We start from the raw sequence: 13,966 nt of genomic DNA, 5'->3' as shown, positions 1-13,966 counted from the left end.
GAACGTAACAAATCTTAATTCTGGTAAAACACTTGGCTTGTTCTCTAGCAGAAAATATCAAGTCTGAGATATCTATCTCGATGAACGCGCAGTCATTGTAATGGTCCTGTTCTTGTGGGTTTTGCTTTGGAAGGGCTGGGCTCTTTGGATAGCCGCCAATAAGCGTCACAAGGTATGGTTTGTAGTACTATTGTTTTTCAATACGCTGGGACTTCTAGATATGCTGTATATTTTTATCACAAAGAATGGGGTCAGTTCTAACATTCCCACATCGGCCTAACACAACACTCAACCGGACCGCGTACGGCGGATTCCGTAGGGCGTGGTTAGCCGCGCAACCCACCGAACCAAAACAATCACCGATGTTCCTGCGCGGCGTAACCCGCCAACTGCGGTGTTCATCGAAAATGGCGGATTACGACGCGCGGGAAATCCTTACCTATGTTGAGCTTGAATGGTTTGCGCGTCTAATCCGCCCTTGTATGATTAAATCTAATAAAATATTACCCAGGAAATCAGGTAAGCTTTAGCGGTTCATTGGGAGGCCGTTCCGCCCTGAGGACTGGTTGTTGACCAGAGCCTGTGCCGTAGATTGGCCCCCGCCCTATTCACCCATGCCGTGGAGTATCTGAGGCCTGGAGCCTGCATACACAAGGAAGGCAGGTGCATGTGCAGGGTCGGGAACCAATGGATAGTCTACTTTCTTTAACCTTATTTTTACAAATAAATATGTCGAACCTTCAACTTATTAAACGTCAGTCTAAATCAAAACCACCGATTTTCGCAGGCATTGATGTCGGTGCCGAGGAATTGGTCTTGGCGGTCCGAAAGGACGGCAAGCCCTTCGATCCCCAGGAGTTCGCCAACACCCCGAAATCAATGGGGTCAGACTCACTGCTGTCCCACAGTTTAGCCTCACCATAAGGCCACCTGCACGAACGGGTGGCCGTCAGGCGGCGGTTCAGCCTTTATCAGTTTGATCAGGTCGCGTTTAGCGAACAAATTCAGCGCCAACAACCTAATGATGCGCTGCAGGGACGCTTGTACTTTGTTGCAGAACTTGAGGTATGCCAGCAGCAGGTAAACGCACATCGCAATCCAGATTTGTGTCATCACCGCGTTCTGGCTGGTGCCAAGAAACGATTTGATCTTGAGGTTTTGCTTGATCCATTTAAAAAACAACTCAACTTGCCAACGTTGTTTATAAATGTCTGCAATGGTCTGCGCCGACAGCTTGAAGTGGTTGGTGATGAAGGTGTATTGCTTTTGTGTGTCGGCATCGACGTAGACGACTTGCCGCACATCGGGCAACTGCTTTTGTCGGGAACGCAGGGAGTTGTAGCGGATCACCCGGTCACTGATGACACCCGCCTTTGGAGGGGCTGCACGATGCCCGACGACCTCATACGTGGCATTGCTGCGCTGTCGGGTGACGTAAAAAACACCTTGCCCCGTCAGGGACTTATACCAGCCATAGTCATTGTAGCCCCTATCGCACACCACGATGCTGCCTTTGGGCAAAGTGAGCAATTTGGCGCATTCGCTGTCCGCCCTCTTGCTCTCCGTCACCGTCACGAACGCCGGGAGGTGGCCTCTTAAATCAAGGCCCACTTGCAACTTCATCGCGCCTTTACCCAGTGCATAATGCGACCACGGGAAGAGCTTGAGCGACAGGTCAATGAGCGAGGCATCCAGGGCATACAGCGGGTTCTTGAACCGGAAGCCGTGCTTGGGCGCATGCTTGGCGCAGCGGGTGTACAGTTGGTAAAACAACGCTTCATAACAACTCGCAGGTTGCCGGTTATTTAATCGTGCCAAACTTGAGCGGGTTATAGGTGCACCACCCAGATGGTAGCTATGTTGCCGCTGTGCGTTCAGGTTGGATTCTATGTCGCGCAGGCTTTGCCGGCCGCTTAACTGGGCAAACGCCATCGCCACAAACTGTGACCAGCGGCTGGGTTTACGCAGCCGTTGGCCTTGGTGGTGCATGGATGCGACTTTTTCAAATTCATGTCTACCTACGATTTTGAGCAGTTGGGACAGGATTGTATTACAATGTGCCATGACCTAAGTTCCTATGTGTTTCAAGAAGTTGTCGTTGACTCATTGTAATCCAACAGGGGATTCTTAGGTCGACTTTCTTGTTAAACTGTGGGACAGCAGTGGGTCAGACTCCATTGATTTTGTAATAATTGGGGTCAGAGTAAAATTAAGTTTTATAGTTCCCACGCTCTGCGTGGCGTGGGAACTCACCCCTGGACGCTCCTGCGTGTCGCCGGAGCGTGGGAACGATGTGTATTTAACTTAGGGCATCCTGCAAGCGCTGATAAATCCCCCCACAACTGCCATTGCTCATCAACACAAAGTGTCCGCCATAACGCGCTTCCAGTTTAAGTTTGACGATGATTTCATCCAAGGTCTGGCAAATTTCAATATTTTCGGCGTATTTTTTCAGGCCGCTCAAATTCCAGATCTGTAGGGCGGGTCAAGACCCTCCTTACGGGTTTTCCCTGATCGGGAAGAACTTGGATACCATTCAGTTTTAAGATAAGGTGGGCATGGGTTTTATCTACTCGACAGACTTTTTGCCTCAGCCCGGATACAAACTCTGGTCATGCACGATGATATACAGCTAGCTAGGCATATATATCATGTTTTGGAGAGATACAAGCCCGGATGAAACGTAGCGGAATCCGGGGTAATCGGAGCCACATTTGCCCCAGACTCCGCAAAGCTCCATCCGGGCTGGGCTTGCTCATTGTATGGACAAAACAGCCCTGTAGATCAGGCATGCTGTTTATGCCCTACATTTCGATGGTTGGATATGGGACTGAGGGGCTGGTCTTGCAAAACAGCATGGAACAATTTTCATTACCGTTTACAGATCAGACCTATGTACTCTTGGCACTGACCTATTATTTTTGAGACAATTTAAAATTTGTGGAAAAATAATTTTTTTAGATTCATATTTCGCGATGTTAATTTACCGGGCCAAAGTCCGAAATGGTTTAAAAAACCCGAAAAAAATTGATATCCTTCGTTTGTTCGACGCTAAGGCATGATCCAACTTGGCTGTACTATCTGAATAAAGCACAATACTGAGGAAACTATGATATACAAAGTCGAAGGTGACATCCTATTGAGCAAGGCTCAAGCAATTGTCCACGGAGTTGGGGTAAACGACCCTATGGATAAAGGTTTGGCCCTGGAATTGCGTAACAAATATCCATCCCTACAAAAAGACCTAAACCGCTGGTGCCATCAACATAATACAAAGCCGGGCGAAGCCTGGATGTGGGTTGGGCAAAACAATGTCCGTATTGTGAACCTGACCACCCATGAAAGCATGGAAAGCAACGACCATCACTATGACAAAGCAACCCTAAGCAATATCAGGCACGCGTTAACTGCATTAGTGAAAATGATTGCCTTTGAGAGACTTACTTCGATTGCTTTGCCGAGGTTAGGCACCGGTTTGGGTGATTTGGACTGGGATGATGTGTGGCCGTTGATTGAAAATAATTTAGGCGGGCTTGGTATCCCCGTTTACGTGTACATTGCTTATTATCCCGGACAATCTGCTGATGAACCCGGCGTATAGTTCTACTTTTTCAGATTAATAGCAAGCTCGTCATACCCGCCGGGAAGCGGGTATGACGAGCTTGGAAAATATAAACCATGTAATCTGACAAAACCCGTAAGATGCGCCATGTGTAGGATGTGCCGAGGCACGAGGCGCATCAATCGAGACAACACGAACGATGCGCTTCCCTTCGTTCAGCACATCCTTCCGGGCTTGGAGAAGTGGAAAATCGTATTCAAGCCGCTCACCTGAACTTACCCGAGCCGTTTCCGCTCTTATGGAATGTGTCCAGGCATAGGTGAACAACGTGAATCCAGTCCTTTGGCAGCCTTCGGAGGAACGGCAGGAAAACGCCAATATTACCCGCTTCATGAAATGGGTGGGTGGGCGTTATGGCGTTGATGTTACCGACTATGCTGTCCTTTACCAATGGTCTATTGAAGACCCTGCCGCTTTTTGGGATTTGATGTGGGATTTTGCGGATATCAAGGCTGCCCGGAAAGGGAAAGTGGTTTTATCGCATGAAAACAGAATGCCTGGAGCCAAATGGTTTCCTGATGCACGGCTCAATTATTCGGAAAATTTATTAGAACGGCATGTCAATCGCCACTTTGCCATTAGTTTTCACGGAGAGAATGGCGAAACTCGGCGGCTTCCTTACGGAGACTTGTATCGCCGTGTTTCCCAACTCGCCCAGGCGCTGCGAAATGACGGCGTCAGACCCGGCGATCGGGTGGCCGGTGTTTTGCCCAACCTTCCCGAAACCATTATTGCGATGCTGGCAGCCACCAGCCTCGGTGCAATCTGGAGTAGCTGTTCCCCAGATTTTGGGGTTCCCGGGATCGTAGACCGTTTCAGCCAAATAGCTCCCAAGGTGTTGTTTGTCTGTGACGGCTACACTTTCAACGGTAAGGTATTTGATCGGCTGGATCAGGTTGAACCATTGCTTAAGGCGCTTCCGTCAGTCCAAAAGACCGTGTTAATTCCTTATCTAAAAAAGAAATCGTTCAAGACCACCAATCAGGTAATGCTCTGGCAAGACTATTTGGGCGATTATTCGGAAAACCTGCTGATAGAGTTTGTGCCGATGGCGTTCGACGATCCCTTATTTATACTTTATTCTTCGGGCACCACGGGGACGCCAAAATGTATCGTGCATGGGGTTGGGGGGACTTTGATCCAGCACCTGAAAGAACACAAACTGCATGTGGATATCCATCCCGGCGACCGTCTGTTTTATTACACCACTTGCGGCTGGATGATGTGGAACTGGCTGGCTTCCGCATTGGCATCCGGTGCGGAACTGGTACTATATGACGGTTCGCCGCTGTATCCCGGGGCCGACGCGTTATTCGACTTGGTTGATCAATTTCAGGTCAATATCTTTGGGGTTTCCGCCAAGTATATCGATGCCATCAAAAAATCCACTGTTAACCCTAAAAATACCCACGGCCTGTCATCGCTCAATACGATTTTATCCACCGGATCGCCCTTGATGCCGGAAGGGTTTGATTTTGTCTATGGATCGATCAAATCGGATGTCTGCCTGTCGTCTATTTCCGGCGGCTCGGACATTATTTCCTGCTTTGTGCTCGGTTGCCCGATTCTTCCGGTGCGTCGGGGAGAAATCCAGTGTCGTGGGCTGGCGATGAACGTAGATGTTTATGACGACAACGGCCTGTCCTTACAAGGGGAAAAAGGTGAACTGGTCTGTAAGGCGTCGTTTCCTTCCATGCCGATAGGCTTTTGGAACGACCCCGACCAGAGCCAGTACCATGCGGCTTATTTTGAAAAATATCCGGGCGTGTGGTGGCACGGCGATTATGTGGCGTTGACAGACAGTGGCGGCATGATCATTTATGGCCGTTCGGATGCGGTGCTCAACCCTGGCGGCATCAGGATCGGTACGGCTGAAATTTATCGGCAAGTGGAGCAGGTGGATGAGGTTCTGGAAAGCCTGGTGGTTGGGCAGGAACACAACGGGGATTGCAGGATCATTTTATTTGTCATCCTGCGTGATGGGGTGACGTTATCAGACCAATTGAAGATGAAGATCAAACAACAGGTCAGGCAAAATGCCTCTCCCCATCACGTTCCAGCGGAAATCCTGCAAGTGACCGATATTCCGCGCACCAAAAGCGGCAAAATTGCGGAACTGGCGGTACGCAATATCATTCACGGGCATCCGGTAAAAAACCAAAATGCACTGGCAAATCCCGAAGTGTTGGAACAGTATTTTCGTATTAAAGAAGACCTCTAAAAAATCTCCTCATCTTTCTGTGATACCTTCATGGCAACCTATGCTACTTACCGACTTACCCGATGTAGCGTTTTGTTAGCAGCGATATCCTGCAAGCTCCCAGATACATATTTGTGCAGTACACTTGCCACCAAGGACTGATAAGGTAGTCCTTCTTCCAACGCTCGACGTTACAATGCAGTGAAGTAGGTTGGGTTAGACGCGCAAACTGTAGGGCGATGAAACTTGTAGGAAGCCTGGGCGCGTCGTAACCCAACAAACGGCATTTCGGTCGGCGGTAACTGTTGGGTTACGGCGCACGGACAATCCGGTGGTATCTTAATAGACATTCGCCATGTGCGCCTAACCCAACCTACACTACTATTGCTTTCGCCTGAGTTTAATGGCTCAATGAGCTGCCACCAATCCACGCCTTTGTTCATCCAGTCCATCCCAAAATGCGGCAACGCCGTCCAGCATTTCATTGCCGTAATGGATAAACCCGTCTTCATTCAGTTCTAGGGTGAAATAAAGCTCCTCCAGTTCTTCCTGAGTATGGGCGGCATGTTGAGATTCCAGATGATCGTGCCAGATGAAAAAGCCCAAAGGCAGGTCGGTTGCGTTTCTTTCGTTAAACCGTTTAATGCCCTTGATTAATTGTCCCCAGAATCCGGCGGCGGCCCAGTTTTCAACCGCATAACTGGCAGCTTGGGAGACTTGGTAGTCATCCCCGCCATAAAGCCGGATCAGTTCATCACAGAAAAACAGGGTGGGTCTTGTTCCGTGTTTGGGTTGGCCTATTTCGGCAAAAGAAAGGTCGAGTTTTTGGGCAATGTTATACAACCATTCGAAATGGCCGGCGCCAAAATGAAAAATACCGCCTTCTATGCTGCCTTCCGTCGCTCCGAGGTTGTCCCCCCCAGTTGACTGCCGAGTCGATTTGAAGCGGACACCGATTTCATTCGCCAGAATTTCTTTTGATGCCCGCATACTTTCCAGTGTGTCGGCATGGATCATCTTGTGCAGTTGGGCAATCAGGAACTGATTGGAAAACACCGAGAATTGAATGATAAAGTCCTTGATCTGCGCCAAATTCTGGTCGCCTAGTTCAAACCATGCCGTGTAAGGATTGTCGGTAATGACGTGATGATTGAGCAGTTCCTTATTGATACGGCGTTGAAATTTGAGGAAATGTTTGGCTTTATTGAGGGAATACTCACTCCGTCTTTCACTGAGCGCAATCAATGACGGCGCTGTCAAACCTTCAATATGATGCTTTTGTGAAAAACTGGCTAACAGTTTGCCTTGCATGGCGCACCTCCGATAATGGTTGTTTAATGCGCTTTTGACATAAGGGAACCTCTAAAAATTCAAAAAATCTCCTTCGCCCTCCAGGGATGGAGGAAGTGCGGCAGCGGGTAGGGAACCCGCGCCGTCCCCCTCAGGAAGAAGGTCGGGATGAGGGGATATAAACAGTTGATTTTATTCTCCTCACCCCAACCCTCTCGGCAACTGCTCCTGCGTTGCCCTACTACCTACATCCATGTAGGCATCCAGCAGGAGAGGGAGTATAACTTGGATTAGATAAGTTTCTGAGAATACGGCTTTGTATAGAGACTTCAGAAAAGAAGTGGTGAAACTTAATAGCTACGATTGAGTCTTAAGGTCAATATAATGAAGACGGAGGCAGTGCAATGAATAGTGCATCGAATCCGGTCGGGACAGATGGTTTCGAATTCGTCGAGTATACCGCGCCGGACACCCGTGAGTTAGAAAAATTGTTCACGAGACTGGGTTTTGTAGCCATCGCAAAACACCGTTCCAAAGATGTAGTCCTTTATCGGCAGGGTCAAATCAATTTTATCATCAACCATGAGCCGTCCAGTTTCGCCCAGGCTTTTGCGAAAGTGCATGGCCCTTCCATTTGTGCGTTTGCAATCAGGGTCAAAAATGCCGCTGATTGTCTTGATCGGGCGATCAAATTGGGCGCCCAGCCCTATCACGGCCATGTCGGCCCGATGGAACTCAACATTCCTGCAATCCGGGGCATTGGCCGCAGCCTTATTTATCTGGTAGATCGCTATGGTGAAGAGCATTCCATTTATGATGTGGATTTTATACCGCTGGAAGGCGTGGATCTAAAGCCTGTAGGCATCGGGCTGACAGCTATCGACCACTTGACCCATAATGTTTACCACGGTGGCATGGACAAGTGGGCGGAATTTTACCAGTGGTTGTTCAATTTTCGTGAAATCCGTTATTTCGATATCCACGGCAAAATTACCGGATTGAAATCCCGCGCCATGACCAGCCCTTGCGGCAAAATTCGCATCCCGATCAATGAACCGACCGATTCAAAATCGCAAATTCAGGAATATCTGGATGTATACCACGGCGAAGGTATTCAGCATATTGCCCTGGCTACTGATGACATCTACGCCACGGTGGAACAATTGCGTGGCAACGGTGTTGAGTTTATGGACATTCCTGAGACTTACTATGATGTGGTCGATGCAAGGGTGCCCGGACATCATGAGGCATTGGAACGGTTACGCAAGGACAGGATTTTGATTGACGGCGCACCTGAACGGGATGCCGGCCTGCTGCTGCAAATTTTCACCAATACTGTGATCGGCCCCATCTTCTTTGAAATCATCCAACGCAAAGGCAACGATGGTTTTGGGGAAGGCAACTTTCAGGCGCTGTTTGAGGCTATCGAGAGTGACCAGATCAAAAGGGGAGCGATCTGATGCCATGGATCAATATACCTAAAGTGGAAGGTAACGCATCACGGCAGGCGCATACCGATCTTCCGGCGGGTACTTATGAACGGGAATTAGGCAAGGAAGGTTTTTATGGCCCCGCCACCCAGATGTATCACCGTCACCCGCCTACGAGTTGGCTAACGGTTGAAGGCCCATTACGGCCTCATGCTTTCGACACCAAAAAAATGGCGCTTTCAAAAGATAGTCTAGTGGAGGCATGCTTGCTGTTCAGCAACCCAAACATACAAATATGCTTTATGAAGTTGAAAAACGACATGGATCATCTGGTTAGAAATGCCGACGGCGACGAGTTGATCTTCATACACCAGGGCGCGGGCGAGTTGTACTGCGATTACGGCCATTTAAGTTTTAGCGAGGGCGATTATGTCATGTTGCCGCGTGGAACCCAGTGGCGCATAAGCGTGAAGGAACCTGTCAGCGCTTTGTTGGTTGAGGCGACCAACGACAGCTACCGCTTGCCGGAAAAAGGTCTGGTGGGCAATCAGGCGATTTTCGATCCGGCAATTTTGGAAACGCCGAAAATTGACGACGCGTTCGTCGCCCAGCAAAATGAAGCTGAATGGCGCGTGGTGGTCAAAAAAAGAAATAGCCTGAGCACGATCACCTATCCGTTCAATCCGCTGGATGCAGTAGGCTGGCATGGTACGTTGATGCCGGTACGCCTTAACTGGCGCGACATCAGGCCGTTGATGAGCCACCGCTACCACGTTCCGCCTTCTGCGCATACCACTTTCACCACCAGCCGTTTTGTCGTATGCACCTTCGTGCCACGGCCTTTCGAGTCCGATCCCAACGCATTGAACGTGCCTTTTTTCCACAGCAATGATGATTATGATGAACTGATTTTTTACCATGCCGGGCAGTTTTTTTCCCGGGATCATATCTACCCTGGCATGATGACCTTACATCCCAGCGGCATTCCGCACGGCCCGCACCCCAAAGCGTTGCAGAATGCCGAGAAAAAGCGCGGGAGCATGGCGGATGAGGTGGCAGTAATGATTGATACCCGTGATGCGCTGGAAATTTCCGAACAGGCCAAAGTGATCGAGTGGGCGGATTATGTGGATTCCTGGAAATGAAGCTCGCCACATTCAAATCAGCTGACCGGGATGGCAGCCTGGTCGTCGTTAATCGAGAACTGACCAAGGCGAAAGCTGTCCCTAATATAGCATTGACCCTGCAAGCAGCACTGGATAACTGGAGCGAGGTAGAACCCCAACTGCAACAGGCTTATCAGACACTTAACAGAGACAAGTGTGAATGTATCCCTTTCGATTCTTGCCTAGCAGCAGCTCCGTTGCCCAGGGCTTATCAATGGCTGGATGGCAGTGCTTATTTGAGTCATGTCGAACGGGTGCGGAAAGCACGAGGAGCCGATATGCCTAACAGGTTGTTCGATGACCCTTTGATGTACCAGGGCGCTTCGGACAACATGCTGGGTGCCTGTGATCCTATTGAAGCAGCGAATGAAGAATGGGGCATCGATTTTGAGGCCGAAGTCGGCGTGATTACCGATGATGTGGAATATGGGGTCTCCATCAAGGATGCTGCCATCCATATCAAGCTGATCCTGCTGGTTAACGATGTGTCATTGCGAAACCTGATCCCTGATGAACTGGCTAAAGGTTTTGGATTTCTACAAGGCAAACCCGCCAGCGCTTTTTCACCAGTGGCAGTGACTCCCGACGAACTGGGTGCGGCCTGGGAAGATTCTAAACTGCATCTGCCCTTGATGGTCTATTGGAACGAACGGCTATTTGGCAATGCGAATGCTGGTGCCGACATGCAATTCAGTTTTGCCAGGCTGATCCATCATGCCGCCAAGTCCCGAAAATTGGCTACCGGGACTATTATCGGTTCCGGTACGGTCAGTAATTATGATCTAACAAGGGGGTATTCCTGCATCGTCGAAAAGCGGGTCGTTGAAATCATCGAAACCGGTGCGGCTGTTACCGAATTTATGCGTTTCGGCGATAAAATTCAGATAGAAATGCTGGATGGGCAGGGGCTTTCAATCTTCGGTGCAATTGAACAGGAAGTCAGTCCATGCCGGTAATCCTGTACAGTTATTTCAGGAGTTCCGCCGCGTATCGGGTACGCATTGCGCTGAACCTGAAAAATATCGACTATGAAATCCGCCCCTTACACCTGCTCAAGAACGGCGGCGAACAATTCAAAGCCGATTATCTGGCACTTAATCCACAGGGACAGGTACCCGTCCTAGTGGTGGAAAATACGGTATTGACCCAGTCGTCCGCGATTATCGAGTATCTGGAAGAAGTCCACCCAACTCCGCCGTTGCTGCCTGCCACTGCCATAGAACGCGCTTATGTCCGCTCGTTGGCTCAAATCATTGCTTGTGATATTCATCCACTCAATAATTTACGGGTGCTGGACTATCAAAAAAACTTGCTTAAAAATGACTTTGAACAAGCTTGGCGCAGCCATTGGATACAGGAAGGGTTTACTGCTTTTGAACAGCTACTGCAAAAAAGCGATGACCGGGGCCGTTTTTGTTTTGGCGACACACTCAGCATGGCCGATGCCTTTCTAATACCGCAGGTTTACAATGCCTTGCGTTATGAATGCGATATGAAAAGTTTCCCATTGATTAGCGGTATTTATCAAAATTGTATGCAGGAGACTGCTTTTTACAATGCCGCACCGGAAAATCAGCCGGACACCGAACCTTGACTTTGTTAGTTAATAGTCACATTAATTCTGATAATCCCCCGTTAATCGTAAGGTATTTTTAGATTCGGGAATTGAAACTTTAAAGTGTATTAGTCCAACCCAAAAGTGACAAGGTATCGCTCCAACGCGGATTGACACACTAACATATTAGAAGCATTAGGTGTAAGAATAGCGGGATTAAGGCTTAGAAGCCCATCCATCGCCGTCGTAACCATTGATTTGTGGAGATAAACAATGAGCAATCAATCAATTACCGAGTACCTGTCGAGCCACGAATTTTTTTCCGGGTTTAACGGTGACATCCTTAAATTCTTGTCCGAGTGTTCGAGTACGTGCGAAATCAAAAAGGGGTGGATCCTGTTTCGACAGGGCGAAAGCGCGGACAAGTTCTATGTAGTCCGCAATGGGTACATCTCCATACAAATTCCAGCGATAATTGGCCCGAACCTAGAGATCCAGACTTTAAGTAAGGGCCAGGTTCTGGGGTGGTCTTGGCTGATTCCACCCTTTAAATGGAATTTTCAAGCCATGGCCGAAGAGGACTCGGAATTGCTCATGTTTGACGGGATCGCCATACTGGCACGATGCGAACAGGAACCGAAATTCGGCTACGGGCTATTAAAGAAATTTGCAGAATTAATGTCGCTGCGTCTCGATGCGGCGCGCCAGAAGATGATGGATGAATGGAATCCTGCAGGATATGCCTAGCACTCAGTCAGGATTCTTATGTCGGTTGATAGTCTCGATGTGATGATTATTGGAACTCCCAATTGACGAAAAAGATATCACGGTTATTTATTTATCACAGGTTATCGAATTCAAACATTGGTTGAATTTCACTAACAAGCAATAAAAACAAGCCCTTTATAAGGAGGCAAGAAAATTTTCGGGCGGTAATTGCTGTCTTTACCTGCAACTTGTAAATAGCCATGTAATATTATTCAAGATAGATTTTTCAAGCGCCAATCCACTGTTGATCAATGGCAGTTAGGGTGAGAGTATTGACCAAGAAACCTATTTTCCTTAAAAAACCCTATGAACTCTGATGATTTCTTGATTACAGATCACGGTGTCCGGATGCCGAAGATAATTTACGGTACAGCCTGGAAACAAGGTCGCACGGCAGCGTTGGTAGAACAAGCCATTGTGATGGGTTTTCGCGGTATTGACACGGCTTGCCAACCTAAGCATTACTATGAGGCCGGTGTTGGGGAAGGCATTATTGCCTGTGTCAATCGTGGCTTAGTCAAACGATCCGAATTATACCTGCAAAGCAAATTTACACCCTTGGACGGTCATGATCCCAATCGAATCCCTTACGATCCCAAGGCAAGCCTAGGTGAACAAGTCGCCCAATCGTTCCAGGCCTCCCTCAAAAACTTGCAAACCGCTTACCTGGATTGTTTGGTTTTACATTCACCCCTATCCAATGCACAACAGACTTTGGATGTTTGGGCGGCCATGGAAATAATTGTCCAAAACGGCGGTGTTAAGCAACTGGGTATCAGCAATTGTTATGATTTACAGAAGCTTGAAGATTTGTATCGTTGTTCTGAAATCAAGCCGACAGTCATCCAGAACCGATTTTATTCCAATACTGGGCATGACCGTACTATCAGGGATTTTTGTCGGCAACACGGGATGATTTATCAAAGTTTCTGGACGTTGACTGCCAACCCTCGCGTCTTAGCAGATGCGACGCTGCAAAGTCTGGCAGCACAATACGGACGCAGTGCCGCCCAAGTCTTTTTCCGGTATTTGACCCAGATCGGGATTGTCCCCTTGACCGGAACAACCTCGGCAACCCATATGCCGGAAGACCTATCGATTTTCGATTTTGAACTGAATTCGGAAGAGTGCTCTGCCATAGGGGCATTACTTTGAGATTGGTATACATGAATAATTAGAGACCTTTGCGCGAACCCAAGCCCCTAACTGGTAAAATAAGCCCTTATCAAAGCCCGAACAAACAGCCCATGTCTTGGAAGTACCTAGCCCAAACCAGTTTAAGCGATGCCCTTGTCAAACGCCACGAAGCCTTGGAAGAGATGGGCGGTATCCGCCAGTTGATCGTCTGGAAACCGACAGGACAGCAGATGTCGGGCATCCATGGCAAGAAGCGGGGCGGGGCGGCGGGGCTGCCGTTGCTGGTGTTCAAGGCCTTGTTGTTGCAAGGCTGGTATGGGCTGGGCGACCCGAAACTGGAAAAGCAACTGGCGCGGGACTCGATGTCCCGGCGCTCCGTCAACTTGGGCCTGAGCGAAGGCGTGCCCGACCATGGCACGGTCTGGCGGTTCCGGAACATGTTGGCCAAACAGGGGTTGCCGGAAACCTTGCTGGCCGAGATCAACCAACCACTGTCTGCCAAGGGCTTGTACATCAAGACTGGCGAAGCCGTCATTGTCGACGCCACCGTCATCGAGGCCAGGCAAAGCCGCCGCCCGCGCAAGGGGAAGGACGGGGGGACACCCAGGACCCAGGACAGCGAGGCGGGGCACAACGTCAAGGTGGCCGCCAACGGCAAGAAGGCCAGCACTTACGGGAACAAGGCGCATGCCAACGTCGACGGGGGCGGCTTCATCAAGGCCATTGGCCATACCCCAGGCAACGGACATGACCCGCAGTCCTTGAAAAAACTGCTGACCCGCACCGAGCACCGGCTGT

General features: G+C 49.2%; 14 protein-coding genes. 11 read left to right on the top strand and 3 right to left on the bottom strand.

The features are described from left to right. Positions 1-100 precede the first annotated feature (100 nt). Both ACLQ6D_RS16085 and ACLQ6D_RS16080 read left to right on the top strand, forming a co-directional pair. A complete protein-coding gene (locus ACLQ6D_RS16085; protein WP_411728324.1) occupies positions 101-280 on the top strand; it encodes a DUF5652 family protein in 180 nt (59 codons plus the stop codon). A 449-nt stretch (positions 281-729) separates the two neighbouring features. Further along, entirely contained in the window at positions 730-924 is a 195-nt protein-coding gene (locus ACLQ6D_RS16080) for a hypothetical protein (protein WP_411728323.1), read from the top strand. On the opposite strand, the gene ACLQ6D_RS16075 is transcribed toward ACLQ6D_RS16080, so the two are convergent. Together ACLQ6D_RS16075 and ACLQ6D_RS16070 are read right to left on the bottom strand one after the other, a co-directional pair. Further along, on the bottom strand, positions 916-2,064 hold the full coding sequence (locus ACLQ6D_RS16075) for an IS4 family transposase (RefSeq protein WP_411728322.1): 1,149 nt from the start codon (positions 2,062-2,064) through the stop codon (positions 916-918). The two genes, ACLQ6D_RS16080 and ACLQ6D_RS16075, sit on opposite strands and share 9 nt — an antisense overlap. Before the next feature lie 235 nt (positions 2,065-2,299). Next, positions 2,300-2,464 (bottom strand): hypothetical protein, encoded by a 165-nt coding sequence (locus tag ACLQ6D_RS16070; protein WP_411728321.1) that lies wholly within the window; start codon positions 2,462-2,464, stop codon positions 2,300-2,302. A gap of 645 nt (positions 2,465-3,109) precedes the next feature. On the opposite strand from ACLQ6D_RS16070, the gene ACLQ6D_RS16065 reads away from it, so the two are divergent. Both ACLQ6D_RS16065 and ACLQ6D_RS16060 read left to right on the top strand, forming a co-directional pair. Next, positions 3,110-3,601, top strand: coding sequence for a macro domain-containing protein (locus ACLQ6D_RS16065; RefSeq protein ID WP_411728320.1), 492 nt, complete (start codon positions 3,110-3,112; stop codon positions 3,599-3,601). A 289-nt stretch (positions 3,602-3,890) separates the two neighbouring features. Next, positions 3,891-5,843, top strand: a complete 1,953-nt coding sequence (locus tag ACLQ6D_RS16060) for an acetoacetate--CoA ligase (protein ID WP_411728319.1) — start codon at positions 3,891-3,893, stop codon at positions 5,841-5,843. Between the two features lie 387 nt (positions 5,844-6,230). On the opposite strand, the gene ACLQ6D_RS16055 is transcribed toward ACLQ6D_RS16060, so the two are convergent. After that, on the bottom strand, positions 6,231-7,133 hold the full coding sequence (locus ACLQ6D_RS16055) for a hypothetical protein (RefSeq protein WP_411728318.1): 903 nt from the start codon (positions 7,131-7,133) through the stop codon (positions 6,231-6,233). A 383-nt stretch (positions 7,134-7,516) separates the two neighbouring features. On the opposite strand from ACLQ6D_RS16055, the gene hppD reads away from it, so the two are divergent. From hppD to ACLQ6D_RS16020, 7 genes are all read left to right on the top strand, one after another. Then, on the top strand, positions 7,517-8,572 hold the full coding sequence (gene hppD / locus ACLQ6D_RS16050; protein WP_411728317.1) for a 4-hydroxyphenylpyruvate dioxygenase: 1,056 nt from the start codon (positions 7,517-7,519) through the stop codon (positions 8,570-8,572). Then, on the top strand, positions 8,572-9,687 hold the full coding sequence (locus tag ACLQ6D_RS16045) for a homogentisate 1,2-dioxygenase (RefSeq protein ID WP_411728316.1): 1,116 nt from the start codon (positions 8,572-8,574) through the stop codon (positions 9,685-9,687). Before hppD ends, ACLQ6D_RS16045 begins: the two co-directional genes overlap by 1 nt. Continuing rightward, positions 9,684-10,664, top strand: coding sequence for a fumarylacetoacetate hydrolase family protein (locus ACLQ6D_RS16040; protein WP_411728315.1), 981 nt, complete (start codon positions 9,684-9,686; stop codon positions 10,662-10,664). Before ACLQ6D_RS16045 ends, ACLQ6D_RS16040 begins: the two co-directional genes overlap by 4 nt. After that, positions 10,655-11,302: a maleylacetoacetate isomerase gene (maiA, locus tag ACLQ6D_RS16035; RefSeq protein ID WP_411728314.1), complete on the top strand. Its 648-nt coding sequence runs from the start codon at positions 10,655-10,657 to the stop codon at positions 11,300-11,302. The genes ACLQ6D_RS16040 and maiA overlap by 10 nt, the downstream gene beginning before the upstream one ends. A 234-nt stretch (positions 11,303-11,536) precedes the next feature. Further along, the gene (locus tag ACLQ6D_RS16030; RefSeq protein ID WP_411728313.1) at positions 11,537-12,010 is read left to right on the top strand and encodes a Crp/Fnr family transcriptional regulator; all 474 of its coding nucleotides are present in this window, start codon (positions 11,537-11,539) and stop codon (positions 12,008-12,010) included. A gap of 369 nt (positions 12,011-12,379) precedes the next feature. Beyond that, positions 12,380-13,186 carry an aldo/keto reductase family protein gene (locus ACLQ6D_RS16025; RefSeq protein WP_411728312.1) on the top strand — a complete coding sequence of 269 codons (807 nt, stop codon included), beginning with the start codon at positions 12,380-12,382 and terminating at the stop codon, positions 13,184-13,186. 92 nt (positions 13,187-13,278) lie between these two features. Then, positions 13,279-13,966: transposase (locus tag ACLQ6D_RS16020; RefSeq protein WP_411728311.1), on the top strand; the 688-nt coding region annotated here is incomplete at its 3' end.

This window comes from Methyloglobulus sp., assembly GCF_046714055.1.
Classification (GTDB): domain Bacteria; phylum Pseudomonadota; class Gammaproteobacteria; order Methylococcales; family Methylomonadaceae; genus Methyloglobulus.
This window is presented reverse-complemented; position numbering and strand designations above follow the sequence as displayed.

Excerpts from the sequence above, each read along its gene's own strand:
- ACLQ6D_RS16040 (WP_411728315.1), top strand. The coding sequence starts at position 9,684 with ATGAAGCTCGCCACATTCAAATCAGCTGACCGGGATGGCAGCCTGGTC.
- ACLQ6D_RS16030 (WP_411728313.1), top strand. The coding sequence starts at position 11,537 with ATGAGCAATCAATCAATTACCGAGTACCTGTCGAGCCACGAATTTTTT.
- ACLQ6D_RS16065 (WP_411728320.1), top strand. The coding sequence starts at position 3,110 with ATGATATACAAAGTCGAAGGTGACATCCTATTGAGCAAGGCTCAAGCA.
- hppD (WP_411728317.1), top strand. The coding sequence starts at position 7,517 with ATGAATAGTGCATCGAATCCGGTCGGGACAGATGGTTTCGAATTCGTC.
- ACLQ6D_RS16025 (WP_411728312.1), top strand. The coding sequence starts at position 12,380 with ATGCCGAAGATAATTTACGGTACAGCCTGGAAACAAGGTCGCACGGCA.
- ACLQ6D_RS16085 (WP_411728324.1), top strand. The coding sequence starts at position 101 with ATGGTCCTGTTCTTGTGGGTTTTGCTTTGGAAGGGCTGGGCTCTTTGG.
- ACLQ6D_RS16075 (WP_411728322.1), bottom strand. The coding sequence starts at position 2,064 with ATGGCACATTGTAATACAATCCTGTCCCAACTGCTCAAAATCGTAGGT.
- ACLQ6D_RS16055 (WP_411728318.1), bottom strand. The coding sequence starts at position 7,133 with ATGCAAGGCAAACTGTTAGCCAGTTTTTCACAAAAGCATCATATTGAA.
- maiA (WP_411728314.1), top strand. The coding sequence starts at position 10,655 with ATGCCGGTAATCCTGTACAGTTATTTCAGGAGTTCCGCCGCGTATCGG.
- ACLQ6D_RS16080 (WP_411728323.1), top strand. The coding sequence starts at position 730 with ATGTCGAACCTTCAACTTATTAAACGTCAGTCTAAATCAAAACCACCG.
- ACLQ6D_RS16045 (WP_411728316.1), top strand. The coding sequence starts at position 8,572 with ATGCCATGGATCAATATACCTAAAGTGGAAGGTAACGCATCACGGCAG.